Source organism: Pseudomonas sp. SDO5532_S415 (assembly GCF_054071155.1).
In genome coordinates, this window is record NZ_JBSVWS010000001.1 from 168,703 (window position 1) to 184,548 (window position 15,846).

Consider the following 15,846-nt stretch of genomic DNA (forward strand, 5'->3'; position numbering starts at 1 on the left):
GAACCGTTTGTGACTCAGAATATTTTTACGCTGATCAGTCAGAGCCAGGCTTTATATGCTCGTTGCATAGATGAAGGTCCACTTGAAGCGTGGCCCGATTTTTTCTTGGAGAAGTGTCTGTACACCGTAACCACTGCTGACAATTATCGGCAGGGCCTTCCAGCAGGCATGATTTGGGCTAACAATCGCGGCATGTTGGTCGACCGGATTTCGGCCTTGCGCGAAGCCAACATCTACGAGCGCCACAGCTATCGCCATATGCTCAATCAACCAGTGATTCTGGAGCAAGAGGGCGCTCTGGTACTTAGCGAAACCGCCTTTATTGTGTTGCGCATCATGCGTGATGGTACGACCGATAATTTCGTTTCCGGCCGCTATATCGACTGCTACCGCATCGAAGGCGACACCGCCATGCTGGCTGAACGAACCGTGGTGTGTGACAGCTCGCGAATTGACACTTTGTTGGCGCTTCCTCTATGAGCAGGTCAGCGCAACGGATTCTTCTGAGTATCGGCGACCCCAACGGCATCGGACCCGAAATTGCCGTCAAGGCAGTCGCTGCACTGCAGGATGATCCTGAACTCAATCCAGTCATCATCGGTGATCGCTTTGTTGTCGAGCACTATGTGCAGGGCACTGGCCTTCGCATCGAAGAAAGTGACGGTACTGCCTCAGCAGAAGCAGGTGTACTGCACCTGCTGCCAGTGCAAAACCTGACACCCGATGCCTTCAAACCTGGACAGTTGAGTGCGGATGCAGGGACCGCCACCGTTGCTTATTTATCCGCCGCTGTAGCGTGCCTCGGCCAAGGTCTGGCACGCGGCATTGTTGCGTGCCCGCATAACGAAACTGCGATAAACAACGCGGGCATTAAATTCTCGGGCTATCCAAACCTGCTTGCGCGACTTGTCGGGGTCGAATCCGACCGTGTGTTTCTGATGCTGATTGGCGCAGGACTTCGCATCGTCCATGCCACCTTGCATGAACGACTGGCCGACTCACTTGCCAGGCTGACGCCCGATCTAGTGGTAGCGGCAGGTCTCGCAGCAGCAACTGCATTGCAGGCACTGGGCATCGCTAACCCAAGGATCGGTGTGTTCGGCATCAATCCCCATGCAGGGGAAAACGGGCTCTTCGGTCGGGATGACGAACAGATAAACGTCCCAGCTATTGAACACCTTCGCCAGGTGGGAATCGACGCTCATGGCCCGCTCGGCGCTGATCTGATGCTTGGGCAGTCTGGCTATGACGCTTTCATTGCCATGTATCACGATCAAGGTCATATCCCGATCAAACTACTTGCCGGTCGCAGTGCTTCGGCGTTGTCCATTGGCGCCGGCTTGATCTTTTCCAGCGTGGGTCACGGCTCAGCCTTTGACATCGCAGGTAAAAACATGGCTGACCCGGACGCTGTGATCCGTGCGCTGCACCTGGTCGGCGGAACAGCATTTTCCAGCCAGAAGGACTTGCCATGACATTCGATGTAACCGTCTCCGGGACAGACATTACCTTCCCGTGTGAATCCGATGAAACGGTGCTGGACGCAGCCGAGCGCGCCGGTTTTTCAATTCCATACTCTTGCCGAAAAGGGGTGTGTTCAACCTGTGAAGGTGGCCTTGCTGCCGGTGAGTTACAAGTACGCGGCCAAGGACTCGCACGCGGGCCAGCCACCGGCATCTTGCTGTGCCAGGCACGCCCATGTACGTCAGTGGAGATCACACCAAAACGCATCGTTCGGCGCGCGGCTCCCGTGCGCAAGGTTATCGCCACCAAGGTCCATCGCATCACCCGACCCAACGCCGATGTCGTAGTGCTGCATCTGCGTTTCCCATCGGGTGTGCGAGCAAAGTTCCAAGCCGGCCAATACCTCAAAGTACTGATGGAGGGTGGCGACAGCCGCAACTACTCCATGGCTAATCCGCCCCATGAAAGCGATGGCGTGCAGTTGCATATTCGCCATGTACCAGGAGGACGTTTTTCCGAAGACATCCTGGCGGGGCTAGAAAAAGGCGACACGCTCAAAGTGGAATTGCCTTACGGCGACTTTTCGCTGGACGAAGAAGTTGATCATCCAGTCATTCTGTTGGGCACCGGCACGGGAATGGCTCCTCTCAAATCCATCATCGAAGACCAAATCAAGCGTGGTGGTTCAAGACCTATTCATCTGTATTGGGGGGCACGCACCAGCCAGGATTTGTACCTAGCCGATCAGCCCGAATTGTGGGGCAAACGCCTTCCAGGTTTCACCTTCACGCCAGTGCTTTCCGATCCCGAACCAGGTTGGTCCGGCCGAATTGGATGGGTACATCGGGCCGTACTCGAAGATTACCCGGACCTGAGCGCCCATCAGGTGTATGCCTGTGGTAACCCGATCATGACTACCGCTGCGCTCAAAGACCTGACCACCGAGGGCCAGCTTTCGCCCGACGCATTTTACTGTGATGCATTTGTACCTTCGGGAGAAGTCCAACTGAAAACCTAGACGAGCTCTCCCCCAATGCCTGCGTGACATAAAAACAACAAGGCCAAAATGGCCATGAGGATAAAAAATGTTGCCTGAGTCAAAACCCTTGCAGTTGCCGCAATTCGTGGATGAACGCCGAGTCAGTCCGTTTCAATACGGGGTCATCATCCTATGTGGACTCGTCATGTTTCTCGACGGATTCGATACCCAAGCCATTAGCTACATGGCCCCGTATATCGCTCAGGAATGGAGTCTATCCAAGCCGATGCTGGGACCGATATTTTCATCATCACTCGCCGGTTTGATGGTCGGCTATCTAGTGTTGACTCCACTGTCCGAACGTTTCGGACACAAAAAAGCCATCATTGTCAGCACCATTGTTTTCAGCCTGTGCACCTTAGCTTCGGTCTGGGCAACCAACGTGACAGAACTAATGATTCTGCGTTTCATCACTGGGGTCGGCCTGGGCACAGCCGCGCCAAGCGCCATTGCCATGACCGGCGAATTCAGCCCTAAACGTCTGCGCGCCACCTTCGTGTTGGCAATTTACTGTGGCTTCTCACTGGGGTTCATCGCCGCAGGGCTAGCTGCAGGTTGGTTCATTCCCCACTACGGATGGCGCTCGTTGTTTTGGGTAGGTGCCTTGGCCCCCTTAATGCTGGTCCCCGTCTTGTTCCGATTCTTGCCTGAATCCATGGTGTTCATGATCAAGAACAAGATGCCACCGCAGCACATCCTGAGTGTGTTCCGCAAAATAGATGCCAGCGTGGATCAACAAAGCAAACCGGTTTTCGTTGTCGAGGCACTCGAACAAGGACAGCACGGTGCGCTCGCAAGCCTGTTCACCCGGGATCGAATCATGGGTACCGTGCTGTTATGGCTTGTGTTCGCAATTAACCTCGGCGAGTTTTATGCGTTACAAAGCTGGCTTCCCTCGATCATGACCGGCCTCAACTACCCGATGAGTACCGTGGTGATGGCTACAACCCTGACAACTGTCGGCGGCATTGCAGCGGCTTTCATCACCGGACCTTCGATGGATCGATTAGGGGCCTACAAAACCGTGGGGATCCTTTATCTGGTCGGCTTCGTGTTCGTGGCATTGACCGGGCTAGCCTTCCACAGCCCGCTCTGGATATTGTTAAGCGCAAACTTTCTCGCAGGATGCTGTATCAGCGGCGGACAAAAAAGTCTCATCGCCCTAGCTGCAGTTTTCTATCCAGCACCGATGCGTTCGACAGGTGTCGGTTGGGCGCTAGGTATCGGGCGAATCGGAGGGATCGCAGGCCCGATCGTGGTCGGCGCCGCATTAGGCATCGGCTGGTCACCCTCGGCAGTCTTTTATGGCATGGCGATACCGATGTTGATTGCGGGATTCCTCGTGCTGTTTCTCGGTCGCCGTTATGGCAACAATAAGGTTTAAACACCCCGATAAAGATTATCCGTTTCAACTGGAACCCACTCAGGGATGAGTACGCGCTTGCCTCACTAAAACAGCACTAGTTAATACAAAGCCAAGGCCGATACTTCTTCCAGGGCGTCAATAAGCCTTATCTGGAATAACACCGTGTAACTTCGACATTATGTTGAGGACTCAGTGTGCGCATCCGCCTGCTTTATGAACAATAAAAATAGGAGCCAACCCGATGTCACATCCCACAATAAAGTGTTATTCACTACAGCTGGCGATCTTCATAGTCTTGGGCCATACGACTATATCGACCGTACAGGCTGCAGAGGCGCAAGTTGCCCCTCCCTCTCCGCTGGAAAAACAGCGCCCGCCTCGCCCCGGACCGAATCGATCACTTGAGGATTATCGCTTTCTGGATGATCCCGCGAAACGCACGGATCGATTCGATGGTTTGCGTTATCAGCGTTTGTCAGATTCCGCCTGGTTGCAGACAGGCGCGGAAGTGCGTTATCGCGCCGATGCTGCGGACGAACCGGTTTTTGGCTTGAAAGGAGTGAAGGATGACTCCTACTTAATGCAACGCGCAGAAGTACATGCCGACTTGCATTTATTCGATGACAGCCTGCGTTCTTTTATCGAACTGGGAAATACCCGCGTTTTTGGCAAAGACTTACCCAGCCCCTCTGACCAAAGCCGCAATGAAGTACAACAAGCTTTTATCGATGGCAATCTGCAATATCAAAGCGGTAAGTTGACAACACGTGTCGGCCGTCAGGAAATGGCTTACGGCAATCAGGCACTGGTCACCTATCGGGAAATCCCTAACATCCGGCAAGCATTCGATGGCGTGCGAATGAGCTGGGTGGGAAGCAACGGTTACAAGCTAGATGCATTCTCCATGAAACCTGTACTTATTAGGGATGCTGGTTCGTTCAACGACTCCAGTGATCACAAAAAGAAATTCTACGGACTTTACGGCACCCTCCCCCTGTCCACTGAGTTAAAGGTCGATCTTTATGCATTTGGCCTGGAAACAGAGCAACGCACGCTCGATGGTTTTACCGGGGAAGACAATCGCTACACTTTCGGCACACGGTTGTTTGGTGGATGGGACAAGTTTGATTGGACCTGGGATCTGATGAAACAGACAGGGCACATCGCCGATGCCGACATCGACGCTTGGGCAGTGTCCAGTGATAGTGGCTACACCTTTGCAGGACCATGGAAGACTCGACTGGGCTTTCGCGTAGACGCCGCCAGCGGCGACAAGGATGGCGATCACAAGGCCGGGACATTTGACCCGTTGTTTCCCAAGAATGCTTTCTACGGCCAGGCCAGTCTGACCACGCTATCGAACATCATTCTGGTAGGTCCTACATTACGGTTTGCACCCTTCGACAAGATTCGTTTCGAACCCGCAGTATTTGCTGCATGGCGCCAGAACAGCGATGACGGAGTGTACCTACCCGGCATGGTGACCGTTCCTGGAACCACCTCAAGCAGCGGTAAACGCTTGGGCACCTTGTATCAGGCCAACGCCAATTGGACACCAACCTCCAACATCACGGTCGATCTCGACTATCTGTTTTATGACATCGGCTCAGCCATAAAGAATGCCGGAGGCAGTAACTCCCAAATCGTGGTTCTACGTACCTCGTTCCGTTATTGAAAAAACAGAACAAGGAGTAGAACGCAAGAAGAAAGAGCAAAAGCCGCAAAGAGCGGCTTTTGCCTTTCATCGTTAGCACTGATCACCGAGGAAAAGCACTAGGTACTACAGCACAGAAAAAAGGATTCGACACAATGGGTTAAGCAGTTACTGCGACGGCAGTTCTCTGTCGAATGTATCTATTCGACAAGGCGAGTCGCAAACAATTTCGATGTTTATTGAATCATGCCTCTATAACGGCATGGTGTAATGAAGTGCATAGCTTTCCACCCCATCATTGTTACTTGTCATTCCAGCATTTGAATAGTGGGTCGCTCGAACTCCAATCTCGTGCCCGCCAACAAAACGCACTCCCACACCCAACCGGTCCTCAAATTGAAAGGCACTACCGAGGCTGTTGTTTTCAATTTCGGTGCTGGAAAAAAACGCCACGCCTACGCCTAACTCTACATAGGGTTTTATACTTTGCCCCGAAAATTCATACACCAGCACAGGTGAGGCTGACAAGCTATTGTTTCCAGCGGTCTCATCACCTTCCCAATAAGTGTACGCTCCACTCCAATAGCCAGTTAAACGACCAACGTCGCTCTGCCACCAACTCTTGTCCCAATCGACTTGCAATCCCAAACGATAGGTCATGGTGGATTCACCAGTTTGCCCGACCGCGAACTCGACCCCAGCGGCTTGTGTGGCAATACTGTGTCCCATCAATGTGGCCGCAACCGCAGCCAGGCAAAACGAACGAGTCATCCGAAACCTCTATTCTTAGGATTTTATCCGATCTTATCGACTATTTTATCGCTGAGTTTTCTTGGTGCTAGGAGCTGCCCAACCACAAGCGACACGAATGCGATCGTATTTGACACTCTCATTGAGGTATTTCAGAAACGTGCCAGATCGGGATTGCTCACGACGTCTGCCATAAGGGAGGATTTTTCAGTACGTGTGCTTTTTTAGGAGGATGTAACAGGTATACATAGCTGAAAGACAGCCTCATCAACCAACAATATATGGCATGCTATTGACCACACTGTGCATGACCATCTTGAACATATGACAACTCATCTGCCAGTTATAGGATGTGTGTTTAATTTTTTATTATTTACACATAGACCAGTTTGCCTTTTGCCACCACAACAAGGCAATCCATGCATTTTTTAGGTCCAGATTGAGCCAGATACCTCGCCACTACAACATTTTCACCAGGACTTTCCGAGCCATTTTATTGATTCGACTTGTGGGCTTCACAATGTCGTCAACTTCCATTTCCCCTACCGCATACAACCACTTTAAATGTTAACACTGATACGAGCGAAGCAAATATTTTCCAAATTTAAAATCACCATCATGCACTATAATGACTACATAAACACCAACACTCAGACACTCAGACACTCAGACACTCAGACACTCATTGACAAGCAAGTAGGCATGATGAGATCAACCTCAAAAATTATAGACTCAAAGATAACGATCTTTGTCCGCGGCATCAATGTACCTCGGAGCCTGTGCATTGAAGCCCACAGAAGTAAAAATAAAATAATCTGCAGCAATGACTGATCTTAGAAACTATGGACTTAGCCCGAATCAAACTGGGGATGCACTGGGTACGTCAGCATCAGTATCAGCCATATTGTTGATGAAATTGGTCAGAACAAACTGCACTGCTAAAGCGGTGATATCTATAATTTCCGGGTCTGTATAGCCCGCGGCGCGTACAGCGGCAAGCTCCTGATCGGTTACTTTACCGCGGCGCTCTACCAAAGCTTTGGCGAACATAGCCGCGGCGGCGCGCTTTGGATCCTTTGAGCTTCCCTGCCGGTTCAACGCAATTTCTTCCGAGGAACTTTTCACTGAGCTTTTGCCAATGTAGGTATGCGCATTTAAGCAATAATGACTGTCATTAGCCTGAGTTACAGCTAGTGCAATGGCATCGCGAGTTTTAACATTCAAAGCCCGGGACATCGCACCCTGGAAACTGATGACTCCTGCGAATGTGTCGGGACTGGATGCCAGCATGCGAAACATATTGGGAATATATCCAGCTTGGCTGCCAATCGCATCAAGGGTGGAGTGAGTGCTGGTGGGAGCTTGGTCGCGGGTTGGAATAGCGATACGTGCCATCAATAAATCCTCTATCACTTAGCCGTTGCGGGTGTGAGAGGAAGCATATGTTTTCGGCTCTAGATTGATAACCCTTCGATATCGGGAACCATCATCTCAGATTTCAAAAATTTGGTATTTAACACGGAAGCTTAATCGCCTAGAGCCTTTAAGTTTGCGCACAGTAAGATTCATCCACGAATCGTCCAGGACGGAGGTTGCAATGCGAATCAATCAACACAAATCCTTGAAAACAAAGAAATTCTTCACAACTGATGAGCTTCAAACTATCCCAGTGATCAGTTGTTACTGACTGCGCCTAGCATGGCAAAATTGCAAGCACATAGAAAACATTAGGCAATGCTACAATGTGTCGTTAATTACATCACGGATAAGAAAATCCCATTAAATCCTTGTTAACTTCATCCAGCATATGCACTTTCGGAAAATCAATCTTTGTGTTAAACACATTATTAATGTAATTAGTAAACATAAATTGAACACTCAAGCCGATGATGGACAGTACTTCCTCATCGGTGAAACCTGCTTCACGAATGTGTATTAACTCCGCCTCAGTTACATGTCCGCGAGAATTAACAACCTCCTTTACAAATCGACCCGCTGCTGCCAATTTCCGGTCACCAGACATGCCACGCCGGGCAAGCGATAACTCACTTGGTGCAACCTTTCCAAAGTTCATACCTATATAGGTATGCGCTGCCAAACAGTACAGGCATGAATTTACCTCAGACACTGCGAGCGCTACGCTCGCACGAAATCTCGCGTCGAAGCTTTCACTCAGTGACTTCTGCATGCTGTCTAAAGCTGTGAGAGCGCTGGGTGACAGTGAAGTCAAACGCAGTACATTGGGAACAAACCCTAATTTTTTATAAACAGAATTAAATATAGGTTGCGCTTTCTCACTTGCGCTGTCACGTGTAGGGATTATTGTACGGGTCATAATTGCGCCTCAGCAGAAGACTTGACGGTAGCGAATCAATATTAATATTTTTCGCTACCGCCCTAGACAGTTTTTTTACCTACACTAGAGTGTCCGTCGGAAAATCGATATCCGTATCAAATACATTATTTATATAATTCGTGAAGCTAAACTGTATTACCAAGCCAATGACCTCGATGATTTCAGCATCAGAAAAGCCCGCTTCTCGCACACAAGTAATCTCGTCTTCACTTACATGCCCACGCATTTCCGCGACTCGCTCTGCGAATTGAAGAATGGCTTGGGTTTTTGGATTACTAGACTGACCTTTTCTCGCTAATGCGATTTCATCAGGGCTGTCTTTCGCCAGATTTAATCCAACAAATGTATGCGCAGCCACACAGTAGGAGCATCCGTTGACTTCAGAAACAATAAGTGCAATCCGCTCGCGTGTTTTCAAGTCCAAAGCTTTCATCAGCGGAGTCTGCAGTGCCACTAACGCTGCGAGAGTTTTTGGGCTAATCGCTGTCAACCGGTATAAATTAGGAAAAAAGCCCAGACGCTTTCCAATCGCGTCCAACGTCTCGTGAGTCTCAGGTGGTGTGTTTTCCCGACTTGGAATTTCAATGCGTGACATATTTGCTGCCTCTGGAGAGCCATGGTTTTGTCCGCCTATCTTAAAGATCAAAATATTCAGTGATAACTGGTGTATTTCAAGAACAACCTTTTCAAAAAATGAGAGCTCAAGGCAATTGACGCAAGTGATGGATAGAAGCACCATGTATCCATACAAACAAGAACTACTAAAAGGCTTTTTGGTAAAACTCCTGGATAGCGAAACCTGTTCAATTCTTTCAGCTTAGTTTTTTACCAAAACACGCGATTATCCCGAAATCCGCATAAATCAAACCACACCACTACCTACATTAAAGTGACTGATAGCTTGACAAGCAAAGCCGAATGTATGTATTCCAAAGAGGATTAACAAAATGGATCGTTTTGAAGCGATGTCCATCTTGATAGCAACTGTGGAAGCCGGGAGCTTCTCTGCTGCTAGCCGCAAGCTTTCTGTTCCATTACCAACAGTCAGTAGAAAGCTTGCGGCTTTAGAAGAACATTTAGGGGTTCGGCTATTAATACGCTCTACTCGTAACCTGACTCTTACTGACGCTGGATTGACTTACCTTGAGTCTTGTAAGCAGATTCTTGATCAGGTGACTGAGGCAGAGCGTTTGGCAACTGGCGAATACTCAACTCCTCGCGGTGAGTTGGTTGTTACAGCGCCTGTTGTCTTTGGACGCCTTCATCTTTTACCAATCATCAATGAATTTTTAGCCTCATTTCCTCAAATTAATACCCGACTGATTTTAACTGACAAAACAATGCATCTTGTTGATGATCATATCGATGCCGCCGTACGAGTGGGCAGATTACCAGATAGCAGTATGGTGGCCACCCAAGTTGGAACTGTCTGCCGGGTGGTTTGCGCGAGCCCTGAATATTTAGCAAGTCACGGAAAACCCATACATCCTAGTGAGCTCACAGATCATTCATGTGTCAATTTCGAAGGATTGCCTGCCGGTCCGATGTGGAGTTTTTCTCGGGCCTCCACACCAACTGATCTACTCACCGTAATGGTAAAACCTCGCCTCTCAGTAAACACTGCCGAAGCAGCTATTGATGCGGCTATCGCGAATGTCGGCTTAACTCATGTTTTGTCTTATCAAATTGCACATGCTGTCGAACAGCAAAAATTGCGGCTAGTTCTTCGTGAGTTTGAACCCACGCCTATACCTGTCAACTTAGTCCACGCCGGCCAGATACCTTTACCGGTTAAAACTCGTAGCTTTTTTGACTTTGTTGTGCCGCGCTTAAGAGCTGTTTTGCTCGGTGATAAAGATAGATTAAGGGCAGGAATGAAAACTTCTATACCTGAATACCCAGGCGTATAGCCTATAAGTGTAACTGGATCATCATTTCAGGATGAAATACAGCTACGCACTATCCACTCATGTTCTCACTAAAAAGGAGCAAAGAAAATCGATCATCAGGCGTAATCGCCTCGATAAATACATTGGAGCTCGCCGCATTAAAATCGCGCTAACAATTCTTAAAATCTTAAAAATAATCACTCATTCAAAAGTCTCAGACCAACCCCATCGAATTTCTCCTGCTATCTCAGCCGAATCGCAAGTCAAGAAACTCACACATCACCCCACTTCCCACTTCTTGCTCAACCAACACAAACAGCAAAAACAATCAAATCAAAACCCTCAGATGTACTCATTTTCAAGCAGCAGAGGATGACACTTGCGTTGGCATATCATCGATCACCAAACAATACAAACCAACAATTATAATCTTTAGATCGATATAACATTCACAGTAAAACAACGACAACTCAAACACCAGCCTCTGCTTGACCCTCATAAATTATTAAGCCAGTCTTCTACTCACCTACTACTACACGAGCATAGTCGTCTGCTGATAGTAATAAGCTCATCTCCACAACGTCATCAGGGTAGACCTTAAAAAGCCATTGTTCATAAGGTAATCCGTTTAGCTCAGCTGGGTTATCTGCCAACTCAGTGTTGATGGCCGCAATTGCTCCTGAAATTGGGCAATGTATATCTGAAGCCGTTTTTGTCGATTCCACAACCGCCGCCTGATCACCTGCGTCATAGGTCTTACCTACAATCGGCAGTTCGATCGCGACAATATCTCCCAACAGGTCCTGAGCATATTTAGAAATTCCAACGGTAACGGTTCCATCCCTTTCGAGACGAGCCCACTCATGACTCAAAGCAAAGCGCAGCTTGGATGGGATATTGCTCATATAAACCCCTTAGTTTCGAACATTGGGTGCCGTTTTAGGCCAGGCCTCTCCTTCAATTCACGCTAGCGGATTGAGCAACCGTTTTCTTTCGAAAACCTGTCGTTTTCTGAAAGCTTAGAGTTTGCCATGACCTCCAGAAAATCCAGATTCTCCGTTGCCCCCCATTGCCTTCAGGTGGGCAAGGATCGACACCTTCAATGCCATACGGCAATTGAGGGCCTGTGATCGCGCGTAGCCTTTTTTCGGCTTTGCTTCAGCGACTTCCGCTGTCACTAGAGTCGTAGAAATAATCAAATGACTTTTAAACGAACAGCGTTTTGACCGACGTCCTGTGAGCTTCTCGAAGCCCTGTGCGGTCCTCAGGGTCGGAAGCCCGTATTTTTAGCTGCTATTTCAAACTCAAGCAGATGATTGTCGACCGTCCCGTCATGGCTTGAATCACGTGATGCAGCTCGCCAAAGGTAAGTTCTCGTGGACTGCGGAGCGACGCCAGATCGTCAGATGGGATCTACTTCAGGTCTATGTGCAATATCAGGCTGTGGCTAACCGATGCATCTATCAAAAACTGCTCCTTGCAGGTTAGCCCGCGCTTGTCAGCATACTCGGCGTCGACGGAGGTCATTTGCTTGACCAGGAAACTCGATCGCTGAAATTGCAGCTTTTCCTCAAATCGGGAAGCCTTCTTCACGACATCCCTAACAATGGCTGGACAAAACTGTGTACAGGTCTACGCCAGCCGAAGTCCGGTCATGCCACACATTATGGCCGCCGAAACCAATGCACTTAACACGGTACCTACCCACCAGGTCCGATTGGCAGTCGACCGGTTAACATTGTGTGCCAACATCACAACGCGCAGTCCCGAGCACAGATGTGCGAGCACCAGGAACACCCCAAGCGAGTAGTGCGGCACCAGGCGGATATTCCAGGGGTCATGGATTAGTCCGGTAGGTAGCCCTGTAGCGAAAGCCCAGTCGGTTGGTATTTTGAGAAAGCTTCGAGCGAACACAAACACGGAGTTCATATGGCCCAGGATGAACACCGACATAAACACCCCGGATGCGATCTGGAATACCCGATAGCGATCTATGGATGTCTCGCTCCACGTCCATGCCAGTCGCAGTCCGGTGGCTATTTGAAACAGCATGGCTGCTACCAACAACGGTTCGATTGCTGCCGCTCGATAAACCTTTCGTCCAACGTCCATGACAGCCCCGTGAGCCTCTGGACTGATGAGGCCGAACAGGTGGTTGAATATATGAAACAACACATAAACAGCTACGATTGCACCGGTGACACCATGTGTCACACGCAGATGTCCTGATGGCAAATATCGATGCGATGTAACAGGTGCAGATGCAGATGCAGATGCCCTAGAAACCCAGTACCCAAACAGCAACCAGGCCGGCGTCCAGATCCACGTGTCAGGAATCGTACTGCCCGCCATATAGGTGAGCACACCAAATAACACGTAAACCGTGGGTGCAGTAACTGCCAATAACGCGAAGCGACGTGCCCGGATGTGAGCTGCCGTAAGGGAAGTGGACAGCTGTGGACGACTGGCAATCATTAGATTTATCAGAGGTACTGCAAATGCGGCCAGCAGCAACAGTGCCGCCAGCAGGGTCGAGGCTGTCGAGATTTGCGTATCCGAGCCTCCGTTAGACACTGGTGTGACAACCCAGTGAAACGCGTCAAGGATCCAAGGATAGATTGCCGCAGTTACTGCTGGAACCCATACAGTGCCCTCAACAGGTATAGCTTGCACGTTAAGCAATTTGGGAACTGAAGTGTCTACTCTTTTGGTGTCGAGCATCGTTAGCTCTCCTGCTTCGGAACAGCTGTCTGTTCCAGCGAATTGATCAGACCGTGGAAAAAACTTTCGAACATCGATAGCTGCTATGCGCCCAGTTCGAGTTGATGCCAACCAACCTACTGGCTTACTGACATTTGAAGCGTTTCCATCGACTGCACGAAGTGCACCCCTTTGGCTAACATGCCCTCGCGAAAATAGAATCGCTGAGCAAGCGGTTTGTCCAACCCGGTATCGAGTACTAGGTATGAACAGCCATGGTGTCTAGCTTCTTCGCGAGCCTTATTTAGAAGAACGCTTCCGTGCCCTGAATGACGTACCGCTGAGTCCACGACTAGATCATCCACATAGATGTGGTGCCCATAAAGCAGGTTCTCGGATAAGCGATAACCGATCAGGCCTGTCAGTTTTTTGTCCTTCCATAACCCTAGTAACCGATACCCCTGATGCATCTGACGGTTCATTTGCTGAGAAAACGACTTCACGCTTTTCAAATGCGGGCGTAGCTGTCGCATGAGCTCAAAGCCTGCCTCGAATTCTGAATCGTCTGTTAGTTGCTTGATTACTTCAGTATCCATCAGGGAATCGCCTTCATTGAAAATGAACACATCGTAAAGCGTTCATGACTTACCCTATAGAGACAAAAAATCTCAAAGTAACTAGGACATGACGATGGAGAATCTCGTACCAGAAGCATCAGATGCCCCTCTTTATCGACAGATCTATTGGCGGTTTCGCCAGTCGATCTCCGACGGTCGCCTGAAGCCTGGCGATCGTGTTCCCTCAATACGAGCGCTGGCCTCTGAGCTGAATCTTGCGCGGGGGACCATTGAAATCGCCTATCAGTTGCTGATCAGCGAGGGTTATCTGGTTGCACGCGGCCCTGCGGGAACGGTGGTGTCACCTCTGCTTAAACCCGTGCCAGCCCCTGAGCAATCGGTACCCGAGGTAAAGCTTCAAAGCTCATTAATTCATTCCGGTGAAATGCCATTGCCCTTGCAAATAGGCTTGCCTGCACTGGATGCCTTTCCTTGCAGACTCTGGAATCGACTGGCCTCTCACACGCTGCGTAACGCGCGATTGGAAGGCTTGATCTACCCGGATGCAAGAGGGCTCTCATCATTGCGCACGGCGGTCGCGAGCTACTTGGGTGTTTCTCGCGGAATTGCATGCTTGCCGGAGCAGATTTTCATCGTGGCCGGATATCGTGCCTGTCTTGATTTGATCTGCCGTAGTTTGCTGCAACAGGGGGACCAGTGCTGGATCGAAGATCCTGGATATTTTGCGGCCCGCGATTTTCTTCGAGAGGCAGGAGCAACCCTGGTGCCTGTCCCTGTGGATGTTAACGGTATGATTGTTGAAGCAGGCCTTCAACGAGCTACCAACGCACGCTTTGCGGTTGTCACCCCCACCCATCAAAGCCCGCTGTGTGTTCCACTATCGATGCCTCGCCGTCAGGCATTGCTGGAGTGGGCAAGCAGTCGAGGCAGTTGGATTATTGAGGATGACTACGACAGTGAATATCGCTATCACGGTCGTCCTCTACCGGCCTTAAAAAGCTTGGACACTCAAGGCAGGGTTTTGTATTGCGGCACGTTCAGCAAGGTATTAATGCCCGGGTTAAGGCTTTCGTATTTGGTGGTGCCCGAGACGCTAATTCCTCGTTTCACCGAAATGGCCGACAAGATGCAGAGTCATTGTCCTCACCTGTGGCAAGCAACGACTGCCAAGTTTATCGAGGACGGCCATTTCGGCCGCCATCTGAAAAAGATGCGCCACTTGTATTCCAGCCGACGGCAGCTGCTGGTTGAGGCGTTGCAAACAAATCTTGGACCCAAGGTATCGATCGATCATCAGGTTGGAGGTATGCATCTGCTGGTTCGCCTCACCCAGGGTATGAACGATCGCGAAATCGTTGCAAAGGCAAAGAGCGTTGGATTGCGTTTGCATGCGCTTTCCGATTGGTACCTCACCTCAGAGGTTGAACAAGGCTTGCTTTTGGGGTTTACCAATGTGAGTAGCAAGGAACAAGCAATGGAGTTCACAAAGCGCCTGGCTGGGGTGTTTCCGATTTGAGTAAGGAACGAGACATCCTCTCAATCTGACTTGCACAGTTAATCTGGCATCTATTTTTTCGGCAACAGCTCGCAAACTTCGCTCACCCGAAGCGTTGGTAGATGTGTGTCATCCGAATACATCTCAGCCGGAAACCGCCAGTTTTTCTACAAGGTTGATCACCTTTTTACGATCATCTCCCTTCAGCAGATGAAAACATTCCAGCAAGTGCGCGGTCTCATCGTCCTCGCAGTAAAACCACGCAAGAGGTAACCCCAACGTATCGGCGATCTGCTTCGCCGTGCCCTCACCCGGCGAATGAACCCCCCTCTCATACTGATTGAGGCGGGCTGAAGCTGACGCAGGTTCGATTCCTGCCTCTATTCCTAGACGCTCCTGAGACAGACCTGCCGCCTTTCGAGCCTCTTTCAGTCGCTTGCTAAACGTGGTCATTTCGCTTCGCCGAAAGGCTAAGAGAATCTTAGATTTTGATTGACCACTTACTAAGACTTACTTAGGATTCGACCGATAACGTCGTTTTGACATCACACCCAT

At 49.8% G+C, this 15,846-nt stretch carries 15 protein-coding genes; 7 read left to right on the forward strand and 8 right to left on the reverse strand.

What is annotated here, in order from left to right; translation table 11 throughout:
- Positions 1-9: 9 nt before the first annotated feature.
- From ACW9HW_RS00805 to ACW9HW_RS00825, 5 genes are all read left to right on the forward strand, one after another.
- Entirely contained in the window at positions 10-480 is a 471-nt protein-coding gene (locus tag ACW9HW_RS00805) for an aromatic-ring-hydroxylating dioxygenase subunit beta (RefSeq protein WP_457397488.1), read from the forward strand.
- The gene (locus ACW9HW_RS00810) at positions 477-1,475 is read left to right on the forward strand and encodes a PdxA family dehydrogenase (protein WP_457397490.1); all 999 of its coding nucleotides are present in this window, start codon (positions 477-479) and stop codon (positions 1,473-1,475) included. Before ACW9HW_RS00805 ends, ACW9HW_RS00810 begins: the two co-directional genes overlap by 4 nt.
- Positions 1,472-2,482 (forward strand): 2Fe-2S iron-sulfur cluster-binding protein, encoded by a 1,011-nt coding sequence (locus tag ACW9HW_RS00815; RefSeq protein WP_457397491.1) that lies wholly within the window; start codon positions 1,472-1,474, stop codon positions 2,480-2,482. Before ACW9HW_RS00810 ends, ACW9HW_RS00815 begins: the two co-directional genes overlap by 4 nt.
- A gap of 67 nt (positions 2,483-2,549) precedes the next feature.
- Positions 2,550-3,887 (forward strand): MFS transporter, encoded by a 1,338-nt coding sequence (locus ACW9HW_RS00820; protein ID WP_457397493.1) that lies wholly within the window; start codon positions 2,550-2,552, stop codon positions 3,885-3,887.
- Positions 3,888-4,110: 223 nt separating this feature from the next.
- Positions 4,111-5,544: an alginate export family protein gene (locus ACW9HW_RS00825; RefSeq protein WP_457397494.1), complete on the forward strand. Its 1,434-nt coding sequence runs from the start codon at positions 4,111-4,113 to the stop codon at positions 5,542-5,544.
- A gap of 231 nt (positions 5,545-5,775) precedes the next feature.
- Here the strand turns inward: ACW9HW_RS00825 and ACW9HW_RS00830 are convergent, their stop codons facing one another.
- From ACW9HW_RS00830 to ACW9HW_RS00845, 4 genes are all read right to left on the reverse strand, one after another.
- Positions 5,776-6,294: an acyloxyacyl hydrolase gene (locus ACW9HW_RS00830; protein WP_457397496.1), complete on the reverse strand. Its 519-nt coding sequence runs from the start codon at positions 6,292-6,294 to the stop codon at positions 5,776-5,778.
- An 837-nt stretch (positions 6,295-7,131) separates the two neighbouring features.
- Entirely contained in the window at positions 7,132-7,668 is a 537-nt protein-coding gene (locus ACW9HW_RS00835) for a carboxymuconolactone decarboxylase family protein (RefSeq protein WP_457397497.1), read from the reverse strand.
- Positions 7,669-8,032: 364 nt separating this feature from the next.
- On the reverse strand, positions 8,033-8,608 hold the full coding sequence (locus tag ACW9HW_RS00840) for a carboxymuconolactone decarboxylase family protein (RefSeq protein ID WP_457397499.1): 576 nt from the start codon (positions 8,606-8,608) through the stop codon (positions 8,033-8,035).
- Between the two features lie 79 nt (positions 8,609-8,687).
- The gene (locus ACW9HW_RS00845; RefSeq protein WP_457397501.1) at positions 8,688-9,365 is read right to left on the reverse strand and encodes a carboxymuconolactone decarboxylase family protein; all 678 of its coding nucleotides are present in this window, start codon (positions 9,363-9,365) and stop codon (positions 8,688-8,690) included.
- Positions 9,366-9,576: 211 nt separating this feature from the next.
- Between ACW9HW_RS00845 and ACW9HW_RS00850 the strand changes: the two genes are divergently transcribed.
- Entirely contained in the window at positions 9,577-10,539 is a 963-nt protein-coding gene (locus tag ACW9HW_RS00850) for a LysR family transcriptional regulator (protein WP_457397502.1), read from the forward strand.
- Between the two features lie 497 nt (positions 10,540-11,036).
- On the opposite strand, the gene gcvH is transcribed toward ACW9HW_RS00850, so the two are convergent.
- The 3 genes from gcvH to ACW9HW_RS00865 all read right to left on the reverse strand — a co-directional run bounded on the left by gcvH (position 11,037) and on the right by ACW9HW_RS00865 (position 13,814).
- The gene (gcvH, locus tag ACW9HW_RS00855; protein ID WP_457397504.1) at positions 11,037-11,423 is read right to left on the reverse strand and encodes a glycine cleavage system protein GcvH; all 387 of its coding nucleotides are present in this window, start codon (positions 11,421-11,423) and stop codon (positions 11,037-11,039) included.
- Between the two features lie 727 nt (positions 11,424-12,150).
- Positions 12,151-13,239 (reverse strand): hypothetical protein, encoded by a 1,089-nt coding sequence (locus ACW9HW_RS00860; protein WP_457397505.1) that lies wholly within the window; start codon positions 13,237-13,239, stop codon positions 12,151-12,153.
- 116 nt (positions 13,240-13,355) lie between these two features.
- Positions 13,356-13,814, reverse strand: coding sequence for a GNAT family N-acetyltransferase (locus tag ACW9HW_RS00865; RefSeq protein WP_457397506.1), 459 nt, complete (start codon positions 13,812-13,814; stop codon positions 13,356-13,358).
- A 94-nt stretch (positions 13,815-13,908) separates the two neighbouring features.
- On the opposite strand from ACW9HW_RS00865, the gene pdxR reads away from it, so the two are divergent.
- Complete coding sequence (gene pdxR / locus ACW9HW_RS00870; protein ID WP_457397508.1) at positions 13,909-15,312, forward strand: MocR-like pyridoxine biosynthesis transcription factor PdxR; 1,404 nt, start codon at positions 13,909-13,911, stop codon at positions 15,310-15,312.
- Positions 15,313-15,435: 123 nt separating this feature from the next.
- On the opposite strand, the gene ACW9HW_RS00875 is transcribed toward pdxR, so the two are convergent.
- Positions 15,436-15,744 carry a helix-turn-helix domain-containing protein gene (locus ACW9HW_RS00875; protein ID WP_457397509.1) on the reverse strand — a complete coding sequence of 103 codons (309 nt, stop codon included), beginning with the start codon at positions 15,742-15,744 and terminating at the stop codon, positions 15,436-15,438.
- Positions 15,745-15,846 lie beyond the last annotated feature (102 nt).

Excerpts from the sequence above, each read along its gene's own strand:
- ACW9HW_RS00810 (WP_457397490.1), top strand. The coding sequence starts at position 477 with ATGAGCAGGTCAGCGCAACGGATTCTTCTGAGTATCGGCGACCCCAAC.
- ACW9HW_RS00815 (WP_457397491.1), top strand. The coding sequence starts at position 1,472 with ATGACATTCGATGTAACCGTCTCCGGGACAGACATTACCTTCCCGTGT.
- ACW9HW_RS00820 (WP_457397493.1), top strand. The coding sequence starts at position 2,550 with ATGTTGCCTGAGTCAAAACCCTTGCAGTTGCCGCAATTCGTGGATGAA.
- ACW9HW_RS00825 (WP_457397494.1), top strand. The coding sequence starts at position 4,111 with ATGTCACATCCCACAATAAAGTGTTATTCACTACAGCTGGCGATCTTC.
- ACW9HW_RS00830 (WP_457397496.1), bottom strand. The coding sequence starts at position 6,294 with ATGACTCGTTCGTTTTGCCTGGCTGCGGTTGCGGCCACATTGATGGGA.
- ACW9HW_RS00835 (WP_457397497.1), bottom strand. The coding sequence starts at position 7,668 with ATGGCACGTATCGCTATTCCAACCCGCGACCAAGCTCCCACCAGCACT.
- ACW9HW_RS00840 (WP_457397499.1), bottom strand. The coding sequence starts at position 8,608 with ATGACCCGTACAATAATCCCTACACGTGACAGCGCAAGTGAGAAAGCG.
- ACW9HW_RS00850 (WP_457397502.1), top strand. The coding sequence starts at position 9,577 with ATGGATCGTTTTGAAGCGATGTCCATCTTGATAGCAACTGTGGAAGCC.
- gcvH (WP_457397504.1), bottom strand. The coding sequence starts at position 11,423 with ATGAGCAATATCCCATCCAAGCTGCGCTTTGCTTTGAGTCATGAGTGG.
- ACW9HW_RS00860 (WP_457397505.1), bottom strand. The coding sequence starts at position 13,239 with ATGCTCGACACCAAAAGAGTAGACACTTCAGTTCCCAAATTGCTTAAC.
- ACW9HW_RS00865 (WP_457397506.1), bottom strand. The coding sequence starts at position 13,814 with ATGGATACTGAAGTAATCAAGCAACTAACAGACGATTCAGAATTCGAG.
- pdxR (WP_457397508.1), top strand. The coding sequence starts at position 13,909 with ATGGAGAATCTCGTACCAGAAGCATCAGATGCCCCTCTTTATCGACAG.
- ACW9HW_RS00875 (WP_457397509.1), bottom strand. The coding sequence starts at position 15,744 with ATGACCACGTTTAGCAAGCGACTGAAAGAGGCTCGAAAGGCGGCAGGT.